The 21,894-nt window shown below is 39.6% G+C and carries 23 protein-coding genes and 1 riboswitch; of the genes, 6 read left to right on the top strand and 17 right to left on the bottom strand.

The window, feature by feature from the left end:
* Positions 1–309 precede the first annotated feature (309 nt).
* From UB51_RS07685 to UB51_RS07675, 3 genes are read left to right on the top strand one after another with little or no spacing between them, the layout of a single operon-like run.
* Entirely contained in the window at positions 310–639 is a 330-nt protein-coding gene (locus UB51_RS07685; protein ID WP_044876809.1) for a PadR family transcriptional regulator, read from the top strand.
* A complete protein-coding gene (locus tag UB51_RS07680; RefSeq protein ID WP_044876808.1) occupies positions 632–1,843 on the top strand; it encodes a DUF2812 domain-containing protein in 1,212 nt (403 codons plus the stop codon). Before UB51_RS07685 ends, UB51_RS07680 begins: the two co-directional genes overlap by 8 nt.
* 13 nt (positions 1,844–1,856) lie before the next feature.
* Complete coding sequence (locus tag UB51_RS07675; RefSeq protein ID WP_234405560.1) at positions 1,857–2,534, top strand: spermine/spermidine synthase domain-containing protein; 678 nt, start codon at positions 1,857–1,859, stop codon at positions 2,532–2,534.
* Here the strand turns inward: UB51_RS07675 and UB51_RS07670 are convergent.
* Complete coding sequence (locus UB51_RS07670; protein WP_044876806.1) at positions 2,531–3,016, bottom strand: GNAT family N-acetyltransferase; 486 nt, start codon at positions 3,014–3,016, stop codon at positions 2,531–2,533. The genes UB51_RS07675 and UB51_RS07670 overlap by 4 nt on opposite strands.
* A 155-nt stretch (positions 3,017–3,171) precedes the next feature.
* On the opposite strand from UB51_RS07670, the gene xerS reads away from it, so the two are divergent.
* Positions 3,172–4,254 carry a tyrosine recombinase XerS gene (gene xerS, locus UB51_RS07665; RefSeq protein ID WP_044876805.1) on the top strand — a complete coding sequence of 361 codons (1,083 nt, stop codon included), beginning with the start codon at positions 3,172–3,174 and terminating at the stop codon, positions 4,252–4,254.
* 17 nt (positions 4,255–4,271) lie between these two features.
* Here the strand turns inward: xerS and UB51_RS07660 are convergent, their stop codons facing one another.
* From UB51_RS07660 to UB51_RS07620, 9 genes are all read right to left on the bottom strand, one after another.
* Complete coding sequence (locus UB51_RS07660) at positions 4,272–5,597, bottom strand: molybdopterin molybdotransferase MoeA (RefSeq protein ID WP_082063070.1); 1,326 nt, start codon at positions 5,595–5,597, stop codon at positions 4,272–4,274.
* A gap of 137 nt (positions 5,598–5,734) precedes the next feature.
* Positions 5,735–6,484 carry a DUF4247 domain-containing protein gene (locus UB51_RS07655; protein ID WP_044876803.1) on the bottom strand — a complete coding sequence of 250 codons (750 nt, stop codon included), beginning with the start codon at positions 6,482–6,484 and terminating at the stop codon, positions 5,735–5,737.
* Positions 6,485–6,495: 11 nt separating this feature from the next.
* Positions 6,496–7,002, bottom strand: a complete 507-nt coding sequence (locus tag UB51_RS07650; RefSeq protein WP_044876802.1) for a DUF4178 domain-containing protein — start codon at positions 7,000–7,002, stop codon at positions 6,496–6,498.
* Between the two features lie 79 nt (positions 7,003–7,081).
* Complete coding sequence (locus UB51_RS07645) at positions 7,082–7,483, bottom strand: DUF350 domain-containing protein (protein ID WP_044876801.1); 402 nt, start codon at positions 7,481–7,483, stop codon at positions 7,082–7,084.
* Positions 7,484–7,613: 130 nt separating this feature from the next.
* Entirely contained in the window at positions 7,614–8,282 is a 669-nt protein-coding gene (locus tag UB51_RS07640; protein WP_044876800.1) for a PspA/IM30 family protein, read from the bottom strand.
* Between the two features lie 97 nt (positions 8,283–8,379).
* Positions 8,380–8,718, bottom strand: coding sequence for a prenylated flavin chaperone LpdD (gene lpdD / locus UB51_RS07635; RefSeq protein WP_052675799.1), 339 nt, complete (start codon positions 8,716–8,718; stop codon positions 8,380–8,382).
* Between the two features lie 42 nt (positions 8,719–8,760).
* A complete protein-coding gene (locus UB51_RS07630) occupies positions 8,761–9,693 on the bottom strand; it encodes a dihydroorotate dehydrogenase (protein WP_044876798.1) in 933 nt (310 codons plus the stop codon).
* Complete coding sequence (locus UB51_RS07625; RefSeq protein WP_044876797.1) at positions 9,686–10,381, bottom strand: dihydroorotate dehydrogenase electron transfer subunit; 696 nt, start codon at positions 10,379–10,381, stop codon at positions 9,686–9,688. The genes UB51_RS07630 and UB51_RS07625 overlap by 8 nt, the downstream gene beginning before the upstream one ends.
* Before the next feature lie 206 nt (positions 10,382–10,587).
* Positions 10,588–10,842 carry a hypothetical protein gene (locus UB51_RS07620; protein WP_044876796.1) on the bottom strand — a complete coding sequence of 85 codons (255 nt, stop codon included), beginning with the start codon at positions 10,840–10,842 and terminating at the stop codon, positions 10,588–10,590.
* A gap of 152 nt (positions 10,843–10,994) precedes the next feature.
* Here UB51_RS07620 and UB51_RS07615 point away from each other — a divergent pair, with 152 nt between their 5' ends.
* Positions 10,995–11,819: a polysaccharide deacetylase family protein gene (locus UB51_RS07615; protein ID WP_044876795.1), complete on the top strand. Its 825-nt coding sequence runs from the start codon at positions 10,995–10,997 to the stop codon at positions 11,817–11,819.
* Between the two features lie 47 nt (positions 11,820–11,866).
* Here the strand turns inward: UB51_RS07615 and UB51_RS07610 are convergent, their stop codons facing one another.
* Positions 11,867–12,538: a 3D domain-containing protein gene (locus UB51_RS07610; protein WP_052675798.1), complete on the bottom strand. Its 672-nt coding sequence runs from the start codon at positions 12,536–12,538 to the stop codon at positions 11,867–11,869.
* A riboswitch (cyclic di-AMP (ydaO/yuaA leader) is annotated at positions 12,538–12,715 on the bottom strand. Its footprint overlaps the gene before it by 1 nt.
* A gap of 214 nt (positions 12,716–12,929) precedes the next feature.
* On the opposite strand from UB51_RS07610, the gene ppk1 reads away from it, so the two are divergent.
* Positions 12,930–15,041: a polyphosphate kinase 1 gene (gene ppk1 / locus UB51_RS07605; RefSeq protein ID WP_044876794.1), complete on the top strand. Its 2,112-nt coding sequence runs from the start codon at positions 12,930–12,932 to the stop codon at positions 15,039–15,041.
* Here the strand turns inward: ppk1 and UB51_RS07600 are convergent.
* From UB51_RS07600 to UB51_RS07580, 6 genes are all read right to left on the bottom strand, one after another.
* Positions 14,989–16,518 (bottom strand): Ppx/GppA phosphatase family protein, encoded by a 1,530-nt coding sequence (locus UB51_RS07600; protein WP_044876793.1) that lies wholly within the window; start codon positions 16,516–16,518, stop codon positions 14,989–14,991. The two genes, ppk1 and UB51_RS07600, sit on opposite strands and share 53 nt — an antisense overlap.
* A 452-nt stretch (positions 16,519–16,970) precedes the next feature.
* Positions 16,971–17,330 carry a hypothetical protein gene (locus tag UB51_RS07595; protein ID WP_044876792.1) on the bottom strand — a complete coding sequence of 120 codons (360 nt, stop codon included), beginning with the start codon at positions 17,328–17,330 and terminating at the stop codon, positions 16,971–16,973.
* A 217-nt stretch (positions 17,331–17,547) separates the two neighbouring features.
* A complete protein-coding gene (locus tag UB51_RS07590; protein WP_044876791.1) occupies positions 17,548–18,369 on the bottom strand; it encodes a hypothetical protein in 822 nt (273 codons plus the stop codon).
* Between the two features lie 197 nt (positions 18,370–18,566).
* Positions 18,567–18,737, bottom strand: coding sequence for an aspartyl-phosphate phosphatase Spo0E family protein (locus tag UB51_RS26935; RefSeq protein WP_082063068.1), 171 nt, complete (start codon positions 18,735–18,737; stop codon positions 18,567–18,569).
* Positions 18,738–19,022: 285 nt separating this feature from the next.
* A complete protein-coding gene (locus UB51_RS07585) occupies positions 19,023–20,420 on the bottom strand; it encodes a helix-turn-helix domain-containing protein (RefSeq protein WP_044876790.1) in 1,398 nt (465 codons plus the stop codon).
* Between the two features lie 419 nt (positions 20,421–20,839).
* Complete coding sequence (locus UB51_RS07580; RefSeq protein ID WP_044876789.1) at positions 20,840–21,511, bottom strand: hypothetical protein; 672 nt, start codon at positions 21,509–21,511, stop codon at positions 20,840–20,842.
* Positions 21,512–21,894: the final 383 nt, after the last annotated feature.

Here is a 21,894-nt window from a genome sequence, read left to right as displayed (position 1 = left end):
ACATATCTTTATTATATCTTGAAGGGAAGTAACTTCACTTTGTGACAACAAAATTCCTCAGTATGATGATTATCATGAAAATGGGTAGATTCCACTTATTTTATTGTTGTGAATTTTTCATATGATGAGTTTTTAACACTGTAAGTATGGAAAAGGTATTTTCTTTCCCCTCCTTTCACTTTGTAATTTTTGACTAATAGGTCACGACTTGATATAGTCATATCATGACATATCTAATTACGATATAGCTCTGCATTGCGATCATTTTAAAAAGTCAACATGATAGTATTACATGAGAGGTGGTTATACATGATTGAAAAGGTGCTGAAAAAGTATGTACCCATGACAGAAACGGCATTCTATATACTTCTGTCCTTAACAATACCGCGTCACGGATATGGCATTGTTAAACATGTAGAGGAAATTTCAGGATCACGAATTCGATTAGGATCGGGTACAGTTTACGGAACGCTAACTAAAATGCAGAAAGATGGGATTATCACTGTATTTGCCGATGAAGAGAGAAGAACAGTTTATGAAATTACTGAAATAGGCAAGAAATTAATTACTGCTGAGATACACAGACTCAAAGAGCTGCACCAAAATGCACTAAAATACGAGGGGGATTTTTATGCTTAAAAAAGTATTTAGGCCATTTTGGAGCTACGATGTGCACAAAACAGAAGAATGGCTCTCGTCTATGGCGGAAAAGGGTTATTATTTAGTGAAATTGAACCGAGGAACACGTTATTTTTTCTTTGAAAAAGGCGATTCTAAGAGAATAACGTATCGTATAGGGTTCAATAAAATGCATGAAAATTCACTGTCAAAAGCTTTATTACATGATGGTTGGACCAAGGTTCTGCAAAGCAGGCATTGGTATGTACTGTCGAATGAGAATCCTCATGAACAAATAAAAACCTCCCCCGTTCGTGAAGGCATTATCAAACATAATAGAGTGATTATGTACATTTTTGGTAGTATTTTAATATATTTGACAACGATGTCTATCTTATTTGGCACCATAATTAGCTTGGTTGCGTTTTCTCAAGATGAACCGTTTAGAGTTATTGAAAGCCCCTATTGGATTTTAACTTACATTTATATAAGTGCTCTATTAGTCCTATTAGTTATGTCTATCTATTCTGTTATCAAAGTTAATAAATCGAACAAGAAATTGATCAATGAAAACATACAACAAAACAAACTACACAGAGTGGATCATGATGAGGAAAGACTAAGTAAGAATGCAGAAAAGAAGTTGAAGCACTCAGGTCAAATGGTTGTTAAACGAAAGTTTGGATGGATGTATGCTCCGGATAAGCTTGAAAAGTGGCTCGAAACCATGGAAGAACAAGGTCATCATCTTTATCGTATAAGTAAAACGGGAACCGTTTTCTATTTCTTAAAGAGTCGCCCACGCAAGATAAGTTATTGTGCTGATTTTCAAAATATGGCAGATGAAAGCTACAATGATATACACAGGGATTCCGGCTGGAAGAGTGCTTTTATTTCCAATTCATCTTTTCAAAAATGGACCTTATGGAGCCGGGAATATTCAGAGGGCGAAGAACGACCACAGATCTACAGTGACAAATCACATCATTTAAAACATGCAAGACGCCTAGCAATTACCTACTCATGTCTTTTTCTTCCTTTGGTCATCCTTAATATTATAAATATAAGATCAAGTACAGAATGGATGTTCACTAACAACATAGATAAAATTCAAATGATGAACACCATTTCAGTTGGGCTTGTTATCCTTACCTTGGGTTCGTTCTCGGTCAGAACATGGCTGTATTACATGCGACTTAGAAAGCGTTATGATTACAATTTATAAGGAGTGGATATTATTGAACGATCATCATTTACCCCCAGAAGTCATTGAAAAGCATTCTACACCCCGTGGTGTAATTCAATTACAGCGTAGAGGTTCATATTATGAGATCATCAGTAATGGGACGTTTCTTATGGCAACATATAATGGTGAATCTGAGAGGCTCCTCATTAGCGAGCCATTGAAACGTAACCATCATCCTAGTCATATTCTCATTGGAGGACTTGGTGTAGGGTTCAGCTTACAAGAAGCACTGAAAGACTCTCGTATAGAACAGGTAACTGTCCTTGAAATCGAAGAAGTCATTATTGAATGGAATAGAACTATTTTATCTGCGGTATCGGAAGAAGCTTCGTTCCATCCTAAAAGCAACATCGTACATGCCGATTGCCTTGTTTGGTTAGCAGAGCATGATGATAAGTTCGACCTTATATGCTTAGACATAGATAATGGTCCTGATTGGAATGTATATGCTGATAACGAGTCACTCTACAGCGATTATGGCCTTGCCCTACTTGCTCGGCATTTGCAACCGGGTGGATATCTGTCTTTTTGGAGTGCTACTTCATCCCCAGACTTCGTGGATAGATTGAAGCGTCATTTTCAAAGTGTCGATATTCTGTCTGTTCCACAAGATCGTGGCGAGCCCGATGTTATCTTTCTCACACAGGAGCCTATAATCCAGACTACTTAAGAATTGAAATATTGACTCAAGTTACCCTGCTCTGGATGAACTTTCTGTCTAAATTTCCCGTCGGTGTAAGCTCTAATCACTTTCTGCCAAAAGACTTGCGCCGGCGCATTACTCTTCACTTGAGTCACCTTCCAGCTCCCCTTGAACTGACGAAAAAGCTCATGCGCCGCCCATGTTCCAACTCCACCACGCCGATATTTCTTCATAATAAAAAACTCCGTCATATAATATTCGCCTTCCGAGCTGTTGTGCAATTGATCAACTAATGCGAACCCTGCAGGTCTATTAGATACCTTAATTAGAAATGCTACCTTGTCGTTCCCGCTACTCCAGTAAGAATCTAGCTCAGGATAGGCTGGGAATAGCCCATTATCATTAACCTCAATTTGAAGATACTGTGTGAAATCATACAAGTAGAACTGCATCAAATGATCAATGACCTCTCTGTGTTCCAGTGGAACTCTATCTAGCCTCATTTCCATATTTACCACCTCTTTATTTCTTATCTTGATTTCATTATATAACTTTATCTTACTCACCTTAATGTATACGTACACTTTACTGTACTACACAGGGCAGTCTCTCCCTCAATATGGTAGAATGGTTGTAGAATCCTAACCATCAAGAGGTGATACCCATGAATATTCAGAAAGAAAGCGATCGCGTAAAACTAGATGAAAAGGTACTTGACATGCCTTGGTTTGTACAACAATTTATTGATTATAAATTACCTGACCTATCTCCATCTACCTTGCTTGAGTATATAAGAGATTATCAAACCTTCTTCAATTGGTTACGAGGAGAATTACTGTCCGAAGCAGATCACAATACCAAAATCACGCTTCAAGAACTCGAAATGTTACGTATGGAGAATATCGTGAGCTATAGGCTCTATTTAACAACTCGTCGTGAAGGGGCCAACAGTAGAGTAACCTTATCTCGCAAGTTATCTTCACTTCGTTCCTTATTTCATTATTTGAGTCAAATTGCGGAAGATGAAGACTTCTACCCTCTTCTTAAGCGCAATATTATGGCCAAAGTGGAAGTCAAACGCACACATAAGCCTAAGGATACAGCAGCCAAGCTAAAAGGTAAAATACTAGAGGATGAAGAGATATTTGAATTTATAGCCTACATCTACGAAGGTTATGGAGTTGACGTCGCAAGCAATAAACAAGCTTTGTATTCCTACGAACAGAATAAGGAACGTGATGCATGTATTGCGAGTCTCATATTGAATTCGGGTCTGCGCGTCTCTGAGATCATTAATTTGAACCTAGAGGATTTAGACTATAACAACAAGCTATTGTACATCTTCCGTAAAGGTAATAATGATGAAACTTACAAATCACCTGTCTATTTCCGTGAACAAGCGAAGGATGATGTAACCTTATACCTTAGCCTAAGACAAACAAGATATAAAGCTCCAAAGAAAGAAAAAGCTCTCTTCTTAACGATCCCTAACGGTCAGCAGGAAGGAAAGCGTATGACCAAACGTGCTATCCAAGCGATGATTATTAAATATGCCCAACGGTTCGGCAAGCCTTTTCTTACCGTTCATAAGCTGCGTCATTCTTTTGCCACCGATTATTATTTACAGAATGATATCTACAAGACCAAGGAGCAGTTAGGACACGCCTCCACAGAAACAACTGAAGTCTATGCTCACCTTACAGACAAGACGATGTCTGAAGCCATTGAACGACGTAATGAGCCTTAATGGGATGCTAGATTCGCTTAGAATGGATGAATAAAGTTCTTTAACACCATAATCTTTACCTTCACACCTGCTTGGAGACCTTCTTGACTTGGTGGAACAATAATTAAACAGTCACTATCTTTAATGGTAATCATAACACCAGATTCATCTACACCCGTTGGAGTAGCATACACTACACCCTCTTTAATTTGTATCTTAGCACGCACGAATCTTGTGAAGTTGTTAACCTTATCATAATCTGCCCCTAAAGTAGCTGTCCATTCCGGTAAGTAAGGGTTAGGATCTAACATCATCATCCGAATACTCGGTCTGACAAACAATTCAAACCCAACAAAACAAGCCCCGGGATTACCCGACAGAGCAAATAAACATTTGTTATCTTTAACTGCTGCAGTGGATACGCTACCTGGGCGCATGGTTACTTTGTTATACAGCATCGTCACGCGATCCGAACGCACTAAATCTCCCATAATATCATAATCACCAACCGATACCCCCCCACTCGTTACGACCATATCATACTGCGCGAGCGCTTCTTCTACTTTTCTTTGGGCTAAGGAGAGATCATCCATAATAGCATCCAGAATCACGGGTTCCCCTCCTGCCTCTAGCACCTGAGAAGCAATCATATATGTATTACTATTGCGGATTTTACCCGATTGGAGCGGTTCATCTATCTTCAATAGCTCAGATCCAGTTGAGAAAATAGCGACCCGTGGACGTCTATATACCTGTACGCTATGAATGCCGAACGTTGCCAAGACAGATATTTCACCAGCCGCAATTGTAACCCCTTGCTTCAGAACTTCTTCCTCAGCCTGTAGTTCCAATCCTATCGGGGTAATGTTCTTCCCCTGCTCTATATGTCTTCTGAGTCCAGCCAACTTTATCCCATTCTCCTCACGAAGTTCAACCATCTCGAACATGACTACCGCATCCGCTCCTTCGGGCACTTGCGCTCCTGTCATAATGCGTGCTGTTGTTCCAGGTATAATCGTCTTACTTGATACTAATCCACAAGGAATATCATCAATCACTTCAAGCCATATAGTTATTTCAGCTTCAGAGCTGCATTGAATAGTATCCGTGGAGCAAATCGCATAACCATCCATACTCGAACGACGAAAAGATGGATAAGGATGGGGGGCCGTAATCGTCTGGGCCAATGTTCTACCATGGCTCGCTTGCAAATCTACACTTTCAATATCTATAGGATGAATGTAAGAAGCAATCCTGTTCTGTGCCTCATTCACTTGTATCGCTTTACGTTGAAATTTAGAATGATCTAATGAATGTTCCAAGTCGTAACCTCCTAAGATTGTTAAAGCGTCCTTATTTTCCATAAAGTTTCTACTTCATTTATAGCAATAACCGTATACAATGGCAACCTACCGTGACCATTCCCATTCACTGTACAGAATAAAGAGCAGTGTACGAAAGTTACGAACCTTCGCACACTGCTCTTGTTTATGGTGATCCTTTATCGTCGACCTCGTCTGCTGATCCTACCTGAACCTGAACGAGTCTTAGGCTTCGTAATCGACCTCTTCGGAGAGCTAAATATAGAATCATCCTTACTACCTCTTGTTATACTTCCGCCTTTAGAATCGGAACTATTTGAGTTCCTGCTAAATATACTTCCACCTGATCCGGCACTATCGGAGCTATTGCTCTTCCCACGTCGTGTAATCAATCCTTTCTTCTCAACCGTCAAGGGTGGTGCTATTTTCTTATCACTTACCGTAGGTGCACGATATGATCCCTGCTTTGGCTTGTAGACATCTTTACTAGAATATCCACGATAAGAACCCGAGCCTCCAAAAGAATCGAATAAACTACCTAATATACTTGCCGTAATATATCCCTGTAAGAAGCTAGAACTATAATTTTGCTGAACATATTCCTTCGAATCCACTTCGATCAGTGTATCTTCTTTGTTATCCGGGTCTTGTTGCAAGTGATACCATTTGTCGCTATACACTAGGAACATCCGCTCAGAATCTTCCTTAGAAACCTGATCCGGTGTCTTCTCGTCAGATAGCGCCTTAGCTACCTCAGGTACTGTCTGACCTGCTGCACGATACACATACGATGTTGCACTTCCATCCTGATTTACGGATTCAAGCGGATAAGTATCTTTAACATTCGGTGCCCCACATCCACTCAGTAGTGAGCCCAGCAAGCTCAGTACCAATAACAGCTTAATTGTAAGAAAAGAAGATTTCTTCACTTGGTTCACTCCTAAGTTGCTCGAATGACTTTGACATCTGCTGGTATCACATCTTCACCTTCATACATCATGAACCGGCCATTCTGCCATTCGATCCGCAAGAGAAAATTATCATCGGACTGATACTGCCATACATGCTGCTCTCCATCTTGCAAGAAGGGTACTCTTCCTTTCACAAGGACGTTCCCTTCATACTCTTCCTCTAAGTGATAAGACTTGTCATCTAAATCTAAAATAGATGGAACCTCCGCGGGATTATCCAATCTACCGTCTATGGGAGTGTATAGAGCATACTGTATTCTTTCTCTTTCCTCGATATGAAGATAGGCGATATGTTGTCCGTCCTGCAAAGTCAACACCACAGCGTTACGGCCCCGGTTATGCACTCTTCCTACCACTTCATAAGTAACAAGTGAAACTTCACAAATATCACCAGCGGCGAGTTTCAGCATGCTTTTCTCCTGTATCGGAGGCTCTGGTTTGGAGAATAAATTTCCAATTCTTTTGAATATACTCATACTCTATGACTCCTCGCGTACCATACTTTAGATATTGACGGATTGTCAAACCAAGTGCGATAGGGCTAAACAATCCATCTTATAAACAAGCTGTGATAATAAGAGCTCCAACAATATGTAGTGAGCCTGCAAATAGACCATAACCCACTTTACCTTGTTGTGTGCCCATATCAAGTTCTAAGTTTGCCCATGCTCTAAGCATAAGCCGTGCAATACTTTCAAGTATAAGAAGTAAGATAAAAGAAACGATAGATACAACTATGGCATCCATTAACACATTTGAGGTGGAGATAGATACTGATAAAATATATCCCTGAGCAAACAGCTTCATGACCATACGGGTGGTAACCGCCATGTTGCCTGCTTTCACTTCTTCAAAGTCCTTGTATCTCGTAAACAATGAATCTACAAACATGAGGATGAATAGTAGAACTGCACCTACACCCGTCCAGACCAATACACCTAAAATATTAAAGTCCATCTACCTGCCTCCACTCCCATCATGAACTACATCCTAGCGTTAGCATCATGTCATATAAAAGCGAAGGAGATCTGAAATACAAGATGTCTCCTTCGCTAAGAACAAGTTATTTAATTGTAATTATAATGTATTACTTATTATCATATTGCTTCAAGAGGTTTGCAAGTTCGTCTTCCACAGCTTGATCTTTGCTTAGGTTCTCAAACTCAGCATCTAAGGACTTCTCACTAGAAGCTAACTCATTGCTTGCTTCAGCTTGAGCTTCCATGTGAAGCATCTTATCTTCCATACGTTTAAGTCCACTTGCTGCAGAATCCGTACTGAAGCCTGTCATTGCTTTGTTAATTTCAGTTTGAGCTTTAGCCGCATTATAACGAGCTACTAACGTCTCACGCTTATTCTTCATTAAAGTTAGTTGCTTACGCATCTCATCTAACTTGCCACGAAGATTGTCAGCCGCTGCTTTGTTCTGGTCATAGCTTGTTTTGTACTCTGTCATCTTCAGCTCAGCAGCTTTCTTCTCTTCTAAAGCACGACGTGCAAGATCAATATTTTGAGCCTTTGCAGCCGTATGCGCTTGTTGCTCACGTTTGTTGACAAGAGCTTCTTGCTCTTCGTAAAGTTGCTTGAATTTCTTCTCAATCGCAATTTGAGCTGCAACTGCTTTCTCTGCATCTTCTAAATCTTCATGCATATCACGAATATATTGATCCGTCATTTTAATTGGATCCTCAGCTTTATCAATAATACTGTTAATATTCGACATGGTTAGATCACGTAATCTTTTAAATATAGACATCATTCGTTTCCTCCTAGAGTTTGTTAACTTCTTGATATGGTTTACGCACGATAATCAATAACGTTTCAACATTTTATTAATTATATTTATTTCAGTGTCATGCATTTAATACCCGCTGTAAATACTCATCCATTAATTTATCTACAGTAGATACAACAGCGATAATCTGCTCTTTGGTAATATCATCATAATGGATTCCCGCTGCTACAGTGACCGTTCTCCCTAATGCAGCAGCTGCTTTACGTGCACATTTCTCAACTATACTATGTTCTTCATGTGCTGGAACTCTTGAAGTCTGTACTCCGATCCCCTCAGGGCCTACATAAGCTGTGGCAACAGCACCAATATGAGCTACTCCACCTGTAATGATCAATAAGGTATCTCGGCCTACTGGAACCTCAACTAAGGTGATATCATCGGGATCATAGGGCTGCAACTTGTCTCCGCCTTTCTTAAGAGAAATGGTAATCCTTCTATTCTATAAGATTCCGCGGATTTCGTCCAAATTGTTAATGTTCTCTTCTTGCATAAACTGAATTAAACCGTCAATAAGATGCTCGCCTGCTCGTAAATTCATGAAGTTATACGTTCCAACCTGAACCACAGAAGCACCTGCCATAATGAATTCGATAATATCTGTAGCCGAAGTTATCCCTCCCATGCCTATAATGGGAATATCTACGTGCTTGGCCACTTGATGCACCATTCTTAGCGCAATCGGCTTGATCGCTGGTCCCGAAAGACCTGCATACATATTATTAAAGACGCTTGCACGGCGCCTTACATCAATCTTCATACCAGATATCGTATTGATGAGTGAAATAGCATCTCCGCCCTCTTCCTGACACATCACGGCCATCTCAACTAAATCTTCTGCACTAGGAGATAACTTCACAGTTAAAGGTAGTTTCGTTGCTTCTCTAACGGATCGGACAACCTCCCTAGCTGCTGAAGTTTTCACTCCATAAGCTATACCGCCTTCTTTGACGTTAGGACAAGAAATATTCAGTTCAATCATATCGACTGCTTGTCTACCAAGTGTTTGTCTTCGATCATGATCCTGTTGAATCAACATAGCCCCCTGTACATAGTCATCCAACGTATTTCCGCCTAGATTAGCAATTCTTACGGTATCAAGCGTCTCCCATTCACTACATTCATGCTCTAGAAAATATGGAACACCAGGATTCTCAAGCCCTACGCTGTTCAGCATTCCAGACGGTGTCTCATAGACACGTAATCCTTCGTTGCCCGCTTTGGGATGTAAGGTAAGACCCTTGCCACTGATGCCACCTAACTTTGAAATGTCGTAAATCTTCCCGTACTCTCTCCCGAAACCAAAAGTACCCGATGCCATGACTATAGGATTCTTAAACGATATCCCGGCAACACTGCAGGTTAAATCAATCATGAAATGTTACCTCCTGTGCTTCAAATACTGGACCATCTGTACATGCTTTTTTACGACCATCCAAGCAAGAGACGCTACAGACAAGACATGCACCAATCCCACATGCCATTCGATTCTCAAGCGAAATATACACCTTAGCTTGACGATTGGACTGAAGATATTTCGTCTGTACAGCTCTCATCATCATGTGTGGCCCACATGCCATAATCGTGTCATACTGCTCGAAATCAACATCGTCGACAATATATCCGCCGACATTAATATGAAGTGAACTTGTCACTTCCCGAAAAGCATCCTGCAAATAAGCTTCTTTACTGAACCCGAGATAAATATCTGTATGAGTCATTTGCTGTGCAACGTAATATAAGGGTGCTATTCCAATCCCCCCACCAATGAGAGCGACTCGCCCCTCAGGAATAGGAAAACCATTGCCATAAGGCCCATCCAATTGAATGGTGTCTTCAGGACGCAACGAAGCTAAGAGTGTCGTTCCTTCACCAACAACCTGATATAGAAACTCTATACTTTCATCATCTTTATTAAATATGCTAATGGGTCTAGAGAGTAGCGGATAGTGCCCCCACGCGCGTAGCATATAGAATTGTCCCATGCTGCCTTCATAATTGCCTTCTACTCGTAACAAGTACACTTGTTCAGCTACTTGTACGTTAGATACTACCTTTCCCATATCATTGAACCTCCCATAATAACAATCCATTCTTTTAAACATGCCTTATCCTTATAGGAGTGGTCTGTGACTTATTTCACTATAGGTGTCATTAGACGGCCTCAGTAGATACGTTCGTCTCTTTGTTTTACTGGATGAAGTATTCGATAGACAAAAATCCCGATTAGTCTCCTTAGAGCCAATCGGGATTGATAAAGTTGTTCTCGTTATATAGGAAGCATGTCTCGGGAGTCTGCCTTTGGTCTACATTCCTTACAAACACCTACTACAGTTCCATCATCACTTGCATAGAAAGTTATTTTGTTTCTTTTTTTGCAATAGGTACATTTCTGCAAATCCTGCTTACTATTCTTTTTCCGGAACTTAATTACATTCCCACTCGATTTCCTAGTTCTTAACGCAACGAAGGACATGATCAGTACAACAATGAACGCAATGATCACTAACAAGAATAACTTCACTGAATACCTCCCCCTAATTATTATTATATCATCTAACTTTATGAAATAAATAAAGACCTATTCAAATGTATAAGCATAATTGACGCCTCCTTAGGAAATAACAAAAGAGATATTGTCTTACCAAACTTACATAACAAAGGAGATCATCATTTATGCTTAGGAGGTTATTTATTTGTATAGTTCTTCTTCTTTCTATGTGCGAAGTGACTTTAGCAAAACCGACTTTACATATTTCCGAGCCAACTGTATCACAAGAAAGACCTCCCACTTCAGTACCTGTAAACTCTGATCGTGATAAAAAGTCAGCTAGAGATAAAAAAATATCATCCTTAGGACAGCTATATCATAAATACCCCGAGACGATCAAAACAAAGGGCGCAAGAACCAAACAAATCGCACTTACTTTTGACGATGCTCCAGATCCAAGGTTTACAGGGAAAGTGTTGGATGTGTTAGCCAAGTACCATGTGAAGGCAACTTTTTTTGTCATTGGTGAACGAGCAAAGCGGTATCCAGGGATTGTGGCTCGAATGAATCGAGAAGGCCATATTATAGGTAACCATTCTTATAACCACCCTCAATTCAGTAAACTATCGTTCGATAGCTTTCAAGATCAGATTCTAAAAACAGAACACATTATCAAACATATTACAGGATACAGCCCTAGGTTTATCAGACCACCCTACGGTGATATCACAGAATCTCAGCTGAAATGGGCAAAAAAAAACGGGTATAAAGTGATTAACTGGAACGTAGATTCCTTAGATTGGAAAGGTCTCGACAAAGAACAAGTCAAGAAAAACATACTGTCCTCTGTAGGTCCTGGTTCTATTATTCTCCAGCATGCTGGTGGTGGAGTAGGTTCTAATCTAAACGGTAGCATTGAAGCTCTTCCTGAGATCATTGAGACATTAAAAAATAAAGGCTATACGTTTGTTACCGTGGCTGAGATGCTTCATATCCCGATGAACAAGTAAAAAGAACCCTCTCGAAAGATCGAGAAAGGCTCTTCTGAATTAAGTTTTTATTTAATGAGATACAGCTCAATTTCCTGGTATCCAAAATCACGTACAGAAGCTTGGCTTCCGGGAATAAAAATATCAATTCGATGGCCTTTTATAGCAGAGCCAATGTCTCTTGCTGTAGCCACAAACGCTTGTTTAGGAAGACCTGAATGACTATGTCCCGTTACTAGCACTTTCGTACCTAAAGGAATAATACTTGGATCTACAGCTATAGTACCAAGTTCTAGTGGATTACCAAAATAATCAACTGCGCCCCACTTCCCATTCTCACTTACAGCAGCAGAATATGCAGATGCTTTCACATCGATCGTCTTAGAATAGTTAAATACTTTGCCCCATGCTTCAACCTTACGATCTTCGGGTATGACGTTAAGAACGCCTGTTGTATTTGTAGTAGCTTGTTTCGCTGTGATTGGAGTCGCGGCAGAAGCAACAGCCTGAGTAGATGTTGGAATGTTGAGATTCATGCCTCCATAAATATTCGTGGCACTCACCTTAGGATTGGCTTTAATCACTTTATTCATGTCTACACCGTATTCCCTAGCAACACTATAAAAAGTATCTCCATCGGTTGCAACATGAATCTTATCCGCATGAACCGGAGCGGCTTGCACAGCTAGTGTAATGCCTATAATGGCTGTCATAATTTTGATTGTATTAAATTTCTTCATATTTCCTCCTTATATGCCTGCGGAGTTAGTTGTCGGGTTTGGGTAAGGAAGTTTACCCTACACGCACTATGCGCGATTCACCCCAAGGATACAGGTAACGATGTATCATCGTCCTATGCTCCATCAATAAGTCCCCCACACTTTTTTGTAATCAAAAAGTTTTGGCATGTATGAATATATCACAACTTTGTAACTATTACACATGAAATTGTTACCATTTTGATGTTTTTATGATTTTTATTATTTTTGAAGTGACTATTTCATACACTAAAAGGAGTACTTTACACAGCGTTAATCATATTTAACATTGATTTTACAATTGTGATACCAAAATATAGTAGAATAATATAGATACTAAAAAAAACATATGAATGAACCTGTTGGAGGCACTATGATGGAAGACCTAAAAACGATAAACCGCACAACAACGTCCGTCTACTTAAACCGTGATTTAAGCTGGGTTGAATTTAACTGGCGTGTTCTTCAAGAAGCACAGGATGCTGATCATCCGCTTCTGGAAAGAGCTAAATTTCTAGCTATCGTATCCACTAACTTAGATGAGTTCATGAGTGTTCGAGTCGCAGGTATTCAAGATCAGATTAGGGCAGGTTATACCAAGAAGGATTTTACAGGTTACACCCCTTCAGGATTATACAAACGCCTAATGAAACGGATATCCAAAATGATTAGCGAGCAATACCGAACTTTTCGTGATATTTCTAGACAATTAAACAAAGAAGGCATTGTTTTTTCTAGCTATGAAGATTTGAATATCGCCCAGAAACAGGCCATGGAACATTATTATCAAGATATTATTTTCCCTGTGTTAACACCCATGGCAGTTGACCAGAGCCGACCTTTCCCGCTCGTTCACAGCCAGTATGTATATTTGTCCGTTGTGCTTAATCGAAAGGATAGCTTGGAAGAGGATCCCTATTTCGCAATCTTACAAATTCCATCTAACCTTGCTAGATGTATTCCACTTCCCCATCGTACAAACAGCAAGAAGCGCCAGTTTATTTTTATAGAAGAGGTTATTAAACAGCATATTCATACCTTGTTCAGTGGATATGAGCCTGTCGCTGTTCACGAGTTCCGAATCACTCGTAATTCCGATCTCACGATAGATGAGGAAGGTGCGGAAGACTTGCTGGAGGAGATCGAAAAAGAACTCCGTAAACGAAGATGGGGAGCTCCAGTCCGGGTGGAGGTTCAAAAAGGGATACATCCTTATGCACTAAGTCAATTACAAACAGAATTCGAAATCACTGATTTCATATTTGATATTGAAGGTCCTTTAGATCTAAGCTTTCTCCGTAATTTCGCGGGATCTTTGAAGGGGTATCCCAAATTAAGTTATGCACCGATCGAACCTGTGTATCCGCTGGAATTCGACGAGAATGAAGACTTTTTCGAAGTGTTACACGAACGTGATGTGCTTGTGTATCATCCTTATGAATCTTTCGACTCGGTGACCGATTTCATTATTCAAGCTTCTGAGGATGAGCATGTCATGGCAATCAAGATGACCCTGTATCGTGTGAGCGGTAACTCTCCCTTGATTCAAGCTCTAGCCTTCGCTGCTGAATCAGGCAAGCAGGTTACCGTCGTAGTGGAGCTAAGGGCGAGATTCGATGAAGAACGGAATATCGCATGGGCACGCAAACTTGAGAAATCAGGCTGTCATGTCGTATATGGTTTAGTGGGTCTAAAAACGCACGCCAAAGTCACACTCGTCGTCCGTCAGGAAGGCAGTGAATTACGTAGATATGTGCATGTAGGTACAGGAAATTATAATGACAGTACCGCTAAGGTATACACGGATTTAAGTCTGTTTACATCCAATCATCTTATCGGTCTGGACGCTTCTGAATTATTTAATCAAATTACAGGCTACTCAACCAATCATGAATGGGATGCCATAACAGTAGCACCGTCTAACATGAGTAATAGCCTCTCCATGCTTATGCAGAGAGAATCCAAGCACGCAGCAGCAGGAAGGCCTGCAAAAATTATTGCGAAGATGAACTCATTATCTAATCAGGAAATGATTGACGAACTGTGTGGCGCATCGCAAGCTGGTGTTCAAATTGATCTGATTATACGTGGGGTATGCTGTCTTCGTCCCGGAGTTCCTAATTTAAGTGAGCGAATTACAGTTCGGAGTATTGTAGACCGATTTCTCGAACATACGAGAATATATTATTTCGAGAACGGTGGCAATCCCGAAATATGGATTTCTAGCGCAGATTGGATGACACGAAATTTGACTAGACGTATTGAGTTGATGTGTCCTGTGTATGATGAGCATATTCGTAATTTGATCGTCCAAATTCTTGACCTGTCGCTTAAGGATAATGTGAAGGCTAGATTTCTTCAAAACAATGGGAATTATGAGTTCGCAGATGAAAAACTGGCTCCCTTTAGGAGCCAGTTCGAAGCATTGAATGTTAAAAAATGGAAGAGTAATCAATTCTCATTTTCAGGTCCCATGCACTCTTGAACACTTTCATGGCACTTTCTATTTCTTCTCGTTCAATCCATGTCTCCCCATCACTAACAACGGTAAGATATAAGGTTTTGTCGTTAAGATTAGCTTGAATGGATTGAACAGCTTGTGTCTCACTCTGATCTAGAGCAATACCAAGTTGCACCAATGATCCTAACTTATGAATCCATTCCTCGTCGGAAGTTAGCAATATATCCTTATGTTTTTGGGATAATTTCTGCTTCCGACTTTTTGTATTATAAGAAGCAATTAACGCACATAGAATAATCTCTCGATGGGTTAGACCTCTAATTGAAGCATTCATCAGCCAATACTGTGTATGCCGATTATATTGATAATAATTAATGTGTCCTCCAATACGATATAACATCGATGAGACATATAACAGCTTCTGGTGTTCCTCCTGCTGTCTTCCATCCTGAAGCGCTTCATATAGCACTTGTACAAGCCCATATACATGATTCAAATGCTTCCGTGACACTTCTGCTTCAAAGGTCAGTAAGGTCTTAATACTGTACTCCAATGCGCTAGGCTTCACCGCTCCCTCAGGATCTATCAAATCATGCAACATACCTTCGCGAAGTCCCTCTCCACTAATGAGACATCGATTCGCCTGAATATAATGATATACGGTATGAAATATGATTAGCCCCGAGACGATAATGTCCGCTCTACTCTTAGAAAGTCCATCCACATGCTTACGTTTCTCGAACGGAATGCTGGGAAGCATCTCATACATATGATTTACTTGTTCCGTATCCATCACATAGTTATGAGAATTAGGCATCGTATAATGACGATTCTTTTGATCGATTTTACCCAACGATCGAATCGTTCCACCCAAACCAAACACAGGTAAATCTGGTCTTGACTTCATCCAACTAATTTGTTGAAGTTTCTCCAGTACATGAGTGCGTAGCTCATGAATTTGTTCCTCGTCCCAGTTCCCATTATTACCATACTTAACGTTCGTATTGACAGCTCCAAAAGGTAAAGAAATGCTATTCTGGTATCTACGATTTTGAAACAGGGTGATTTCTGTACTCCCTCCACCTATATCAACAACAAAGCCATCCTGAATGTCAAAAGAGTTAATAACCCCTAGAAATCCGAAATATGCCTCTTCTTCGCCCGTAATGATCTTAATATCAATCGCTGACTCTCTAGAGAGAAATTCAATGATTTCATTAGCATTAGGTGCATTGCGAATCGCAGCTGTCGCACCCGCACGAATCTGTTCAACTTCAAATGTGGTACAGACCTGTTTAAACTGTTTGAGAATCGGAATGATTGACCATAGTTCCTTTTCTTCCAGTCTACCCTGAGCACTAATCTTTTCACTTAATCGAGCAGCCTGTTTTATTTCCTTAACCACTTTGTAGCCCCCTTCGGGGGTCGTATCATAAATAACTAATCGAATGGAATTGGAACCGATATCGATAATACCGATCCGGTATGGCTTAACGATCATTTAGGTGTACTCCTTAAAATTTAATACTTCACCATATTGTATCAGTGATAGCCTAAAGGAACAATTATATGACTTGAATTAACGCGACTAATTAAATTAATTAATGATTGCTGAAACCATCATCCCGAGTATGCCCGAAATTATTGTGCTAGGCGAAGATTTAAGTAGCTCTAGGTAATTATTATATTCTGTTCCATCTATATAGTGTGCTGCAACGCTTCCTTGGTTGATTTGGTGTACGAGATTGGAGTTTTTTATATGATCTTTTAGGGAATCTACTTGTATATATTAAAGAAAACGCACTATCCCCGTTTATTGGGTGATAGTGCGCTTCTCTAATTGGTATTTTTGTTTAAGATTCTAAGAATACTTACTAATGATGGCTATACCTACTGGTTTTCGTTACCTACTTAGAGCTTAAAATATCTAATAATAAAGAAGACAGACTCTCATTAACGAGAATCTGTCTTCTTGACTAAGTTCTTCCCCACTAGTATTTCTAAATATACAAAAATCAGATTTAGTATTACTAAATACCAAATGCTAGAAAAATAAGGTACTGCGATTATCACATAACCTAACATCAATCCAGCGTGTATAAAAAATAGTACACCTAAGAGTCTTCCTGCCTTTTGTTTTCCTAGAAAGAAAAACAAACCTGTGATCAATGTGACAATGGCAAGGATAAAGGATATCAATAATGGAAAACGAATGGATTCATCGCTAGTAATAAATTTCATATAATCATCATACCCATTAAATATAATGAGTATGATGATTAAAATCTGTAAAATTTTCCAGTCGTTTTTCATAGATTCATCCCTTCTAATTAGAAGTAACTACTTTAGTGTGATTTCATTAGTCTCAAAAGTGTAAACAGGTAATCCTGCTACTGTTGCCTTTTTACCCGCAGAGGAGTAAAATTTAAACACATTTGAGCTGGTAGAACTTGTTTTGATATTGTAATCTTGGATAGATTGAGTTACGTCAGATGGTGTTGTATAAAGAAAACCAGAGCTAGCCCATGCCCTACATCTCATCAACCACCAATCGTTGGATGAAGGCCTTACCCGCTCCAAGATCGACATACGCAAGGCTAAACACATCGCTCGTTTGGATTGCATCATGACCAAAGTAATTCCGCACACCAAACCATTCCCGTAAAACAAATGGTTTGCCAATGGCACTGATAAACTCTGAAACAAAAGCACTCCATTGCAGATCTGTTTCGCTTTTTGTTGTCATCTGCTGTTCCGCTTTATAGAAAGAGACGATCGAGCAATCCGGAACTTCCGCAAGCCATGAGGAATCAATGAAGAAAAATGGTTTGAATCCTGCTGCACGATATGTCTTTGAGAGTTTTTGAATGTAGTTGTGATATGACTCGTCCTGCCGCGATCCCGTGACGTAGTCAATCGACCAATTCGTTCCGTCTGGGAACGTTAAAATAAAATCTGGAACCATCTTAAGCAACGTCCGGATTAGGTACCCATCTTGTACGACAACCGAGTAGGGTTTTAATTGCCCCTCTAAATACGTACGTAGGATAGCGCGACCGGCGCGATGTTTGGTCGGTTCTTCGACGGCCTGAACGCGATTCGTGTAACGCTCAAAATTTTGAGCACTTGGACAAGAGTCTCCTTGATGTCTAAAGTGAGGCGAATCTATACGAAGAACCATACTCACCGGTTGATTACAGCAAATACATGAAAAGGCCTTCTTTTTTGAGTGGATACGGTACTTCTCCTCTAATAGGGAGACAATATTCTCTTGGGGCACTCCATTTTCACTGTGTTCAAACCATTCTTTTGCGATCAGTATGTCCTGATCAAATAGCTTAGCGATTTCCATGTGTACTCTCCCGATAATTACTCTTTGTTTTAATCTTCAACTCCTCCTCCTATAAGAGAGAAGTCATATTTATACATTAACAACACTCCACGTTGAGTGTCATGTCTATGGGATCATTTTTTCACAAAGGAGTATATTGAATGATTCTCCTAATAAGAGTGATAAGGGTCTCATTCTGATAGCAAATTATATGTTGATCAATTTTTGGTTTTCAAGTAAAACCTGTTGTACTTATTGATTAATTCATCTAATCTCATAGATTGTTTAATCACATTTGGGTGTAGAAATCCACCATGCTTCTTTTCCATCTGATAAAGTTTTGATCTAGCAACATCTATTCTCTCTAGGATAACTTCCGGTTTCTTCATTAACACTACCTCCCTATGTAATATTTTAGAGGTGAATGCCAAAATATAGATTTTTATGCAGAATGCATAACCGAAGAGCTCCCCATAGGGTATGGGTCTCAACAATTTATATATAAACTGCTCACAAAAAAGGCGCTCTCGGATCACTCCGGGAACGCCTTACTCTTGTTATTTACGGGTTCCAGTTACCAGCCTCCTGAACCATGAGTAAGAAATTGCACTACAACTACATTTTCTGCCGAAACTGCGCCAGAAGCGACCACAGGAAGGACTACTATTAATAAACTAAACGTTGCCAATAACAAAACCATTTTTCTTCTCATAGTGTTTCCGCACCTCACTTATCAAATTTTGATATTCCTTTTGCGCTTCAAGGGATATAGCATGTCTGAATTGTTCAAACAAACCGACACACCTAATAACACATGACTCGCTATAAATTTTAACAGAGGATAACAAACTTTCTAATATACAACTTGTACCCATATCATATTTTTTCCTGCTGAAATAATAGGAAGCCACCTCGGCCATAAAGTGAGCGTAACGATCCGCTATGACTTGCCGGTTGTAGGTCCCTACTTCCCCCTCTAGATCTCTATACGAAGAAATACCTTTTTCAAAACGCAACAGTACATCATCGACATTAAACTGATAGCGATTGGCAGCTTGAATGATCTTAAATAACGCTGGAAGGATTTCCTCTTCCTGTTGTTCAATATACGTCACATATTCCGGAAGCACTTCGATATCCCCCATTAGGAGCCTGTAGAGATAGGTATTTGCCTTCGCCCAACCTTTACATTGTTTCATTAGCTTTTGTGCTTCCTGTGTATCTTCTTTTACCCAACTCATTTCCGAGTAGAGAGAAACGTAATGTAACGCTTGGACATAATCTCCTCGCTCATCACAAACGGATGAACATAGTACATGTGAATATAGTATATATGAAAACAATGGCATGGCCGGTTCCTTTTGAAATTTGTCTTTCTTCACCTGCCCATATCTGTTTGTATATTGAATAGTAGCTTTACGTCCCATTCCCTTGGCGTATCTATCTACCTTTTCCCATCGGCGCAAAGAAATATATATATTTGCTAAAGCCTTCAGCGCATCGAGCTGGTCTACTTCATCGAGCCGATCAACATAACCTTCAAATTGCACAGAAGCTCGTAAATTCGCATCCTGATCATCACCCAATGCAAGAGTAAACAAGCGATACTGACAAAGAGCCAATCGCTCCGAATGCTGGTACTTTTCACTTTCAGCCACACTCTCATACAGTAGCACAGCGGCTGCGTTCTTCCCTTGCTTAAAGAATGCTTCTGCTGTATCAAATAATACGGTAGAATAAGATAAATTCTCCATCATCATCCCTGCAACCCGCCGAATACATTCCAGCTTGTTCAGCTCTGTACAACGATATAAAAATGGACGAATACGCCGCCAATTAGGGTTAGAGTGTATGAAGCACTCATCTACATATAAATCATAGAAGTTACCTTGAGGGAGCCCCATGCCATCAGTGATACGGTCTAGTTGCTGCATCGCAATAGGACGATTCCCATTGATAATATTACTGATCGTTCCCGAATTAACTCCGGCCATTACTGCAAACTGGTTAATCGTTGTACCTTTCCTCTTTAGATAGTCCTCCAGCTCTGCACGAATGGTCGTCTGCTTCATTGTCAAAGCCACCCTTCCATCGCTCCATTAAATAGAAATATTGTATTTTTAATAACATTATAGTTAATTATACCATCGGTCAATAACAAATATAACATATAATCCCTTTTTATTGAAATAAGTACTTTTATGAAATGTGGATATACTACAATATTTTTTAAACAAGAAAACGCAAAAAAAAGCTGTTGCATCGGTTATGGATTGACATACCCTGATGCAACAGCCGCAACAGCCTTCTCTATACAGTTATTTCTTAACTTTCAGTGCAACCAAGCTTAGGTTGTGAAGTTTAACGGATGGAAATCCTGCTTGGAAACTCGGGGGTTTTTCCAATGTCTATTCTAACGGGGGGAACTTCACACATTCCAAGGAGTGTTTCTTTTAAAAAAAGGTCCCCCTTAAGAAAACCATGGCGCATGTTATGAATTACCTTGAACGACCCAGCCTTTTACGAGGTAATGACGACCATCATTAAAGGTCCAAATCCACTCTCTTCTCTCTAGAATAGTAACACCATCCAGCATATCTTCAGTAACCCTCCCTGGTACCGTATCTTTTTTCAGTTCAATATTGTTTTGAATTTCAATCTGTAGCATATCCCTTGGATCTTTAACATATTGGTAAATACCAGTTTTATGAGCTAGTGGATGTATATAGGGGTCAGCCCATTCATACTGTTCTGATGTAATGACTGCTCGGCCATTAGTACTTAACATCTTTTTAATTTGTTGCACGTGTTGTTTGGAGACATCATGAATGAATTGAAGCATATTATCTTGATAAATGTGACTTCCCCTCACTTGGGAGACGATATATGAAGCCAATGAACATAGTTGTGTAGAGACATTCGCAGATACAATAAGATCAAACTTTTGATTGAGGATAGGTCGGCAATAAGAAGAGACCCTCTTATTCCATTTATTTATTATTTTTGATATTTTCGGTGTTTGATTTTTGTCGTCCTTATCGAGCGTTATTTTTACTATCTTATCTGTATCTTCGTTATATAAACCAACAAGATCTCTTTTGTACAGTCGAATGTTCCCATGTTTTGAATTCCCGAATGACGCTTTATTGCGCTTTCGAGACATTGTTTATCAATGTCAACTAACCAAAGCTCTTTATGGTTGTGGGCCAATAGTGGGAGGTCAAAATCATAACAGTTCCCTGCACCCAATATAAGAACTGGAGTATTAACTTCATTTGGTTCTAATGCTGTGCGTCGTTGGAAAAACTCCAAATAAAACAGCCTTTTTAACCTCTACTATTAGTTTTTCAGTTGTTACTGTAATACGTATATTTGGTGCACCTACTTGTTTGTAAAACAATTCAATAATTTCATAAATCATTGAATATACGCGAGATTAAAATCCTGTCTATCTATGCTTTGTTAGGACCATATTTTATGTACTTATTTCTCATTCAGAATAGCCCCTCTATCAACATCTCTAAGCATATATCTATGAAAAAAATA

This window comes from Paenibacillus sp. IHBB 10380 (assembly GCF_000949425.1).
In the GTDB taxonomy this organism is placed as follows: Bacteria; Bacillota; Bacilli; order Paenibacillales; family Paenibacillaceae; genus Paenibacillus_AQ.
This window is presented reverse-complemented; position numbering and strand designations above follow the sequence as displayed.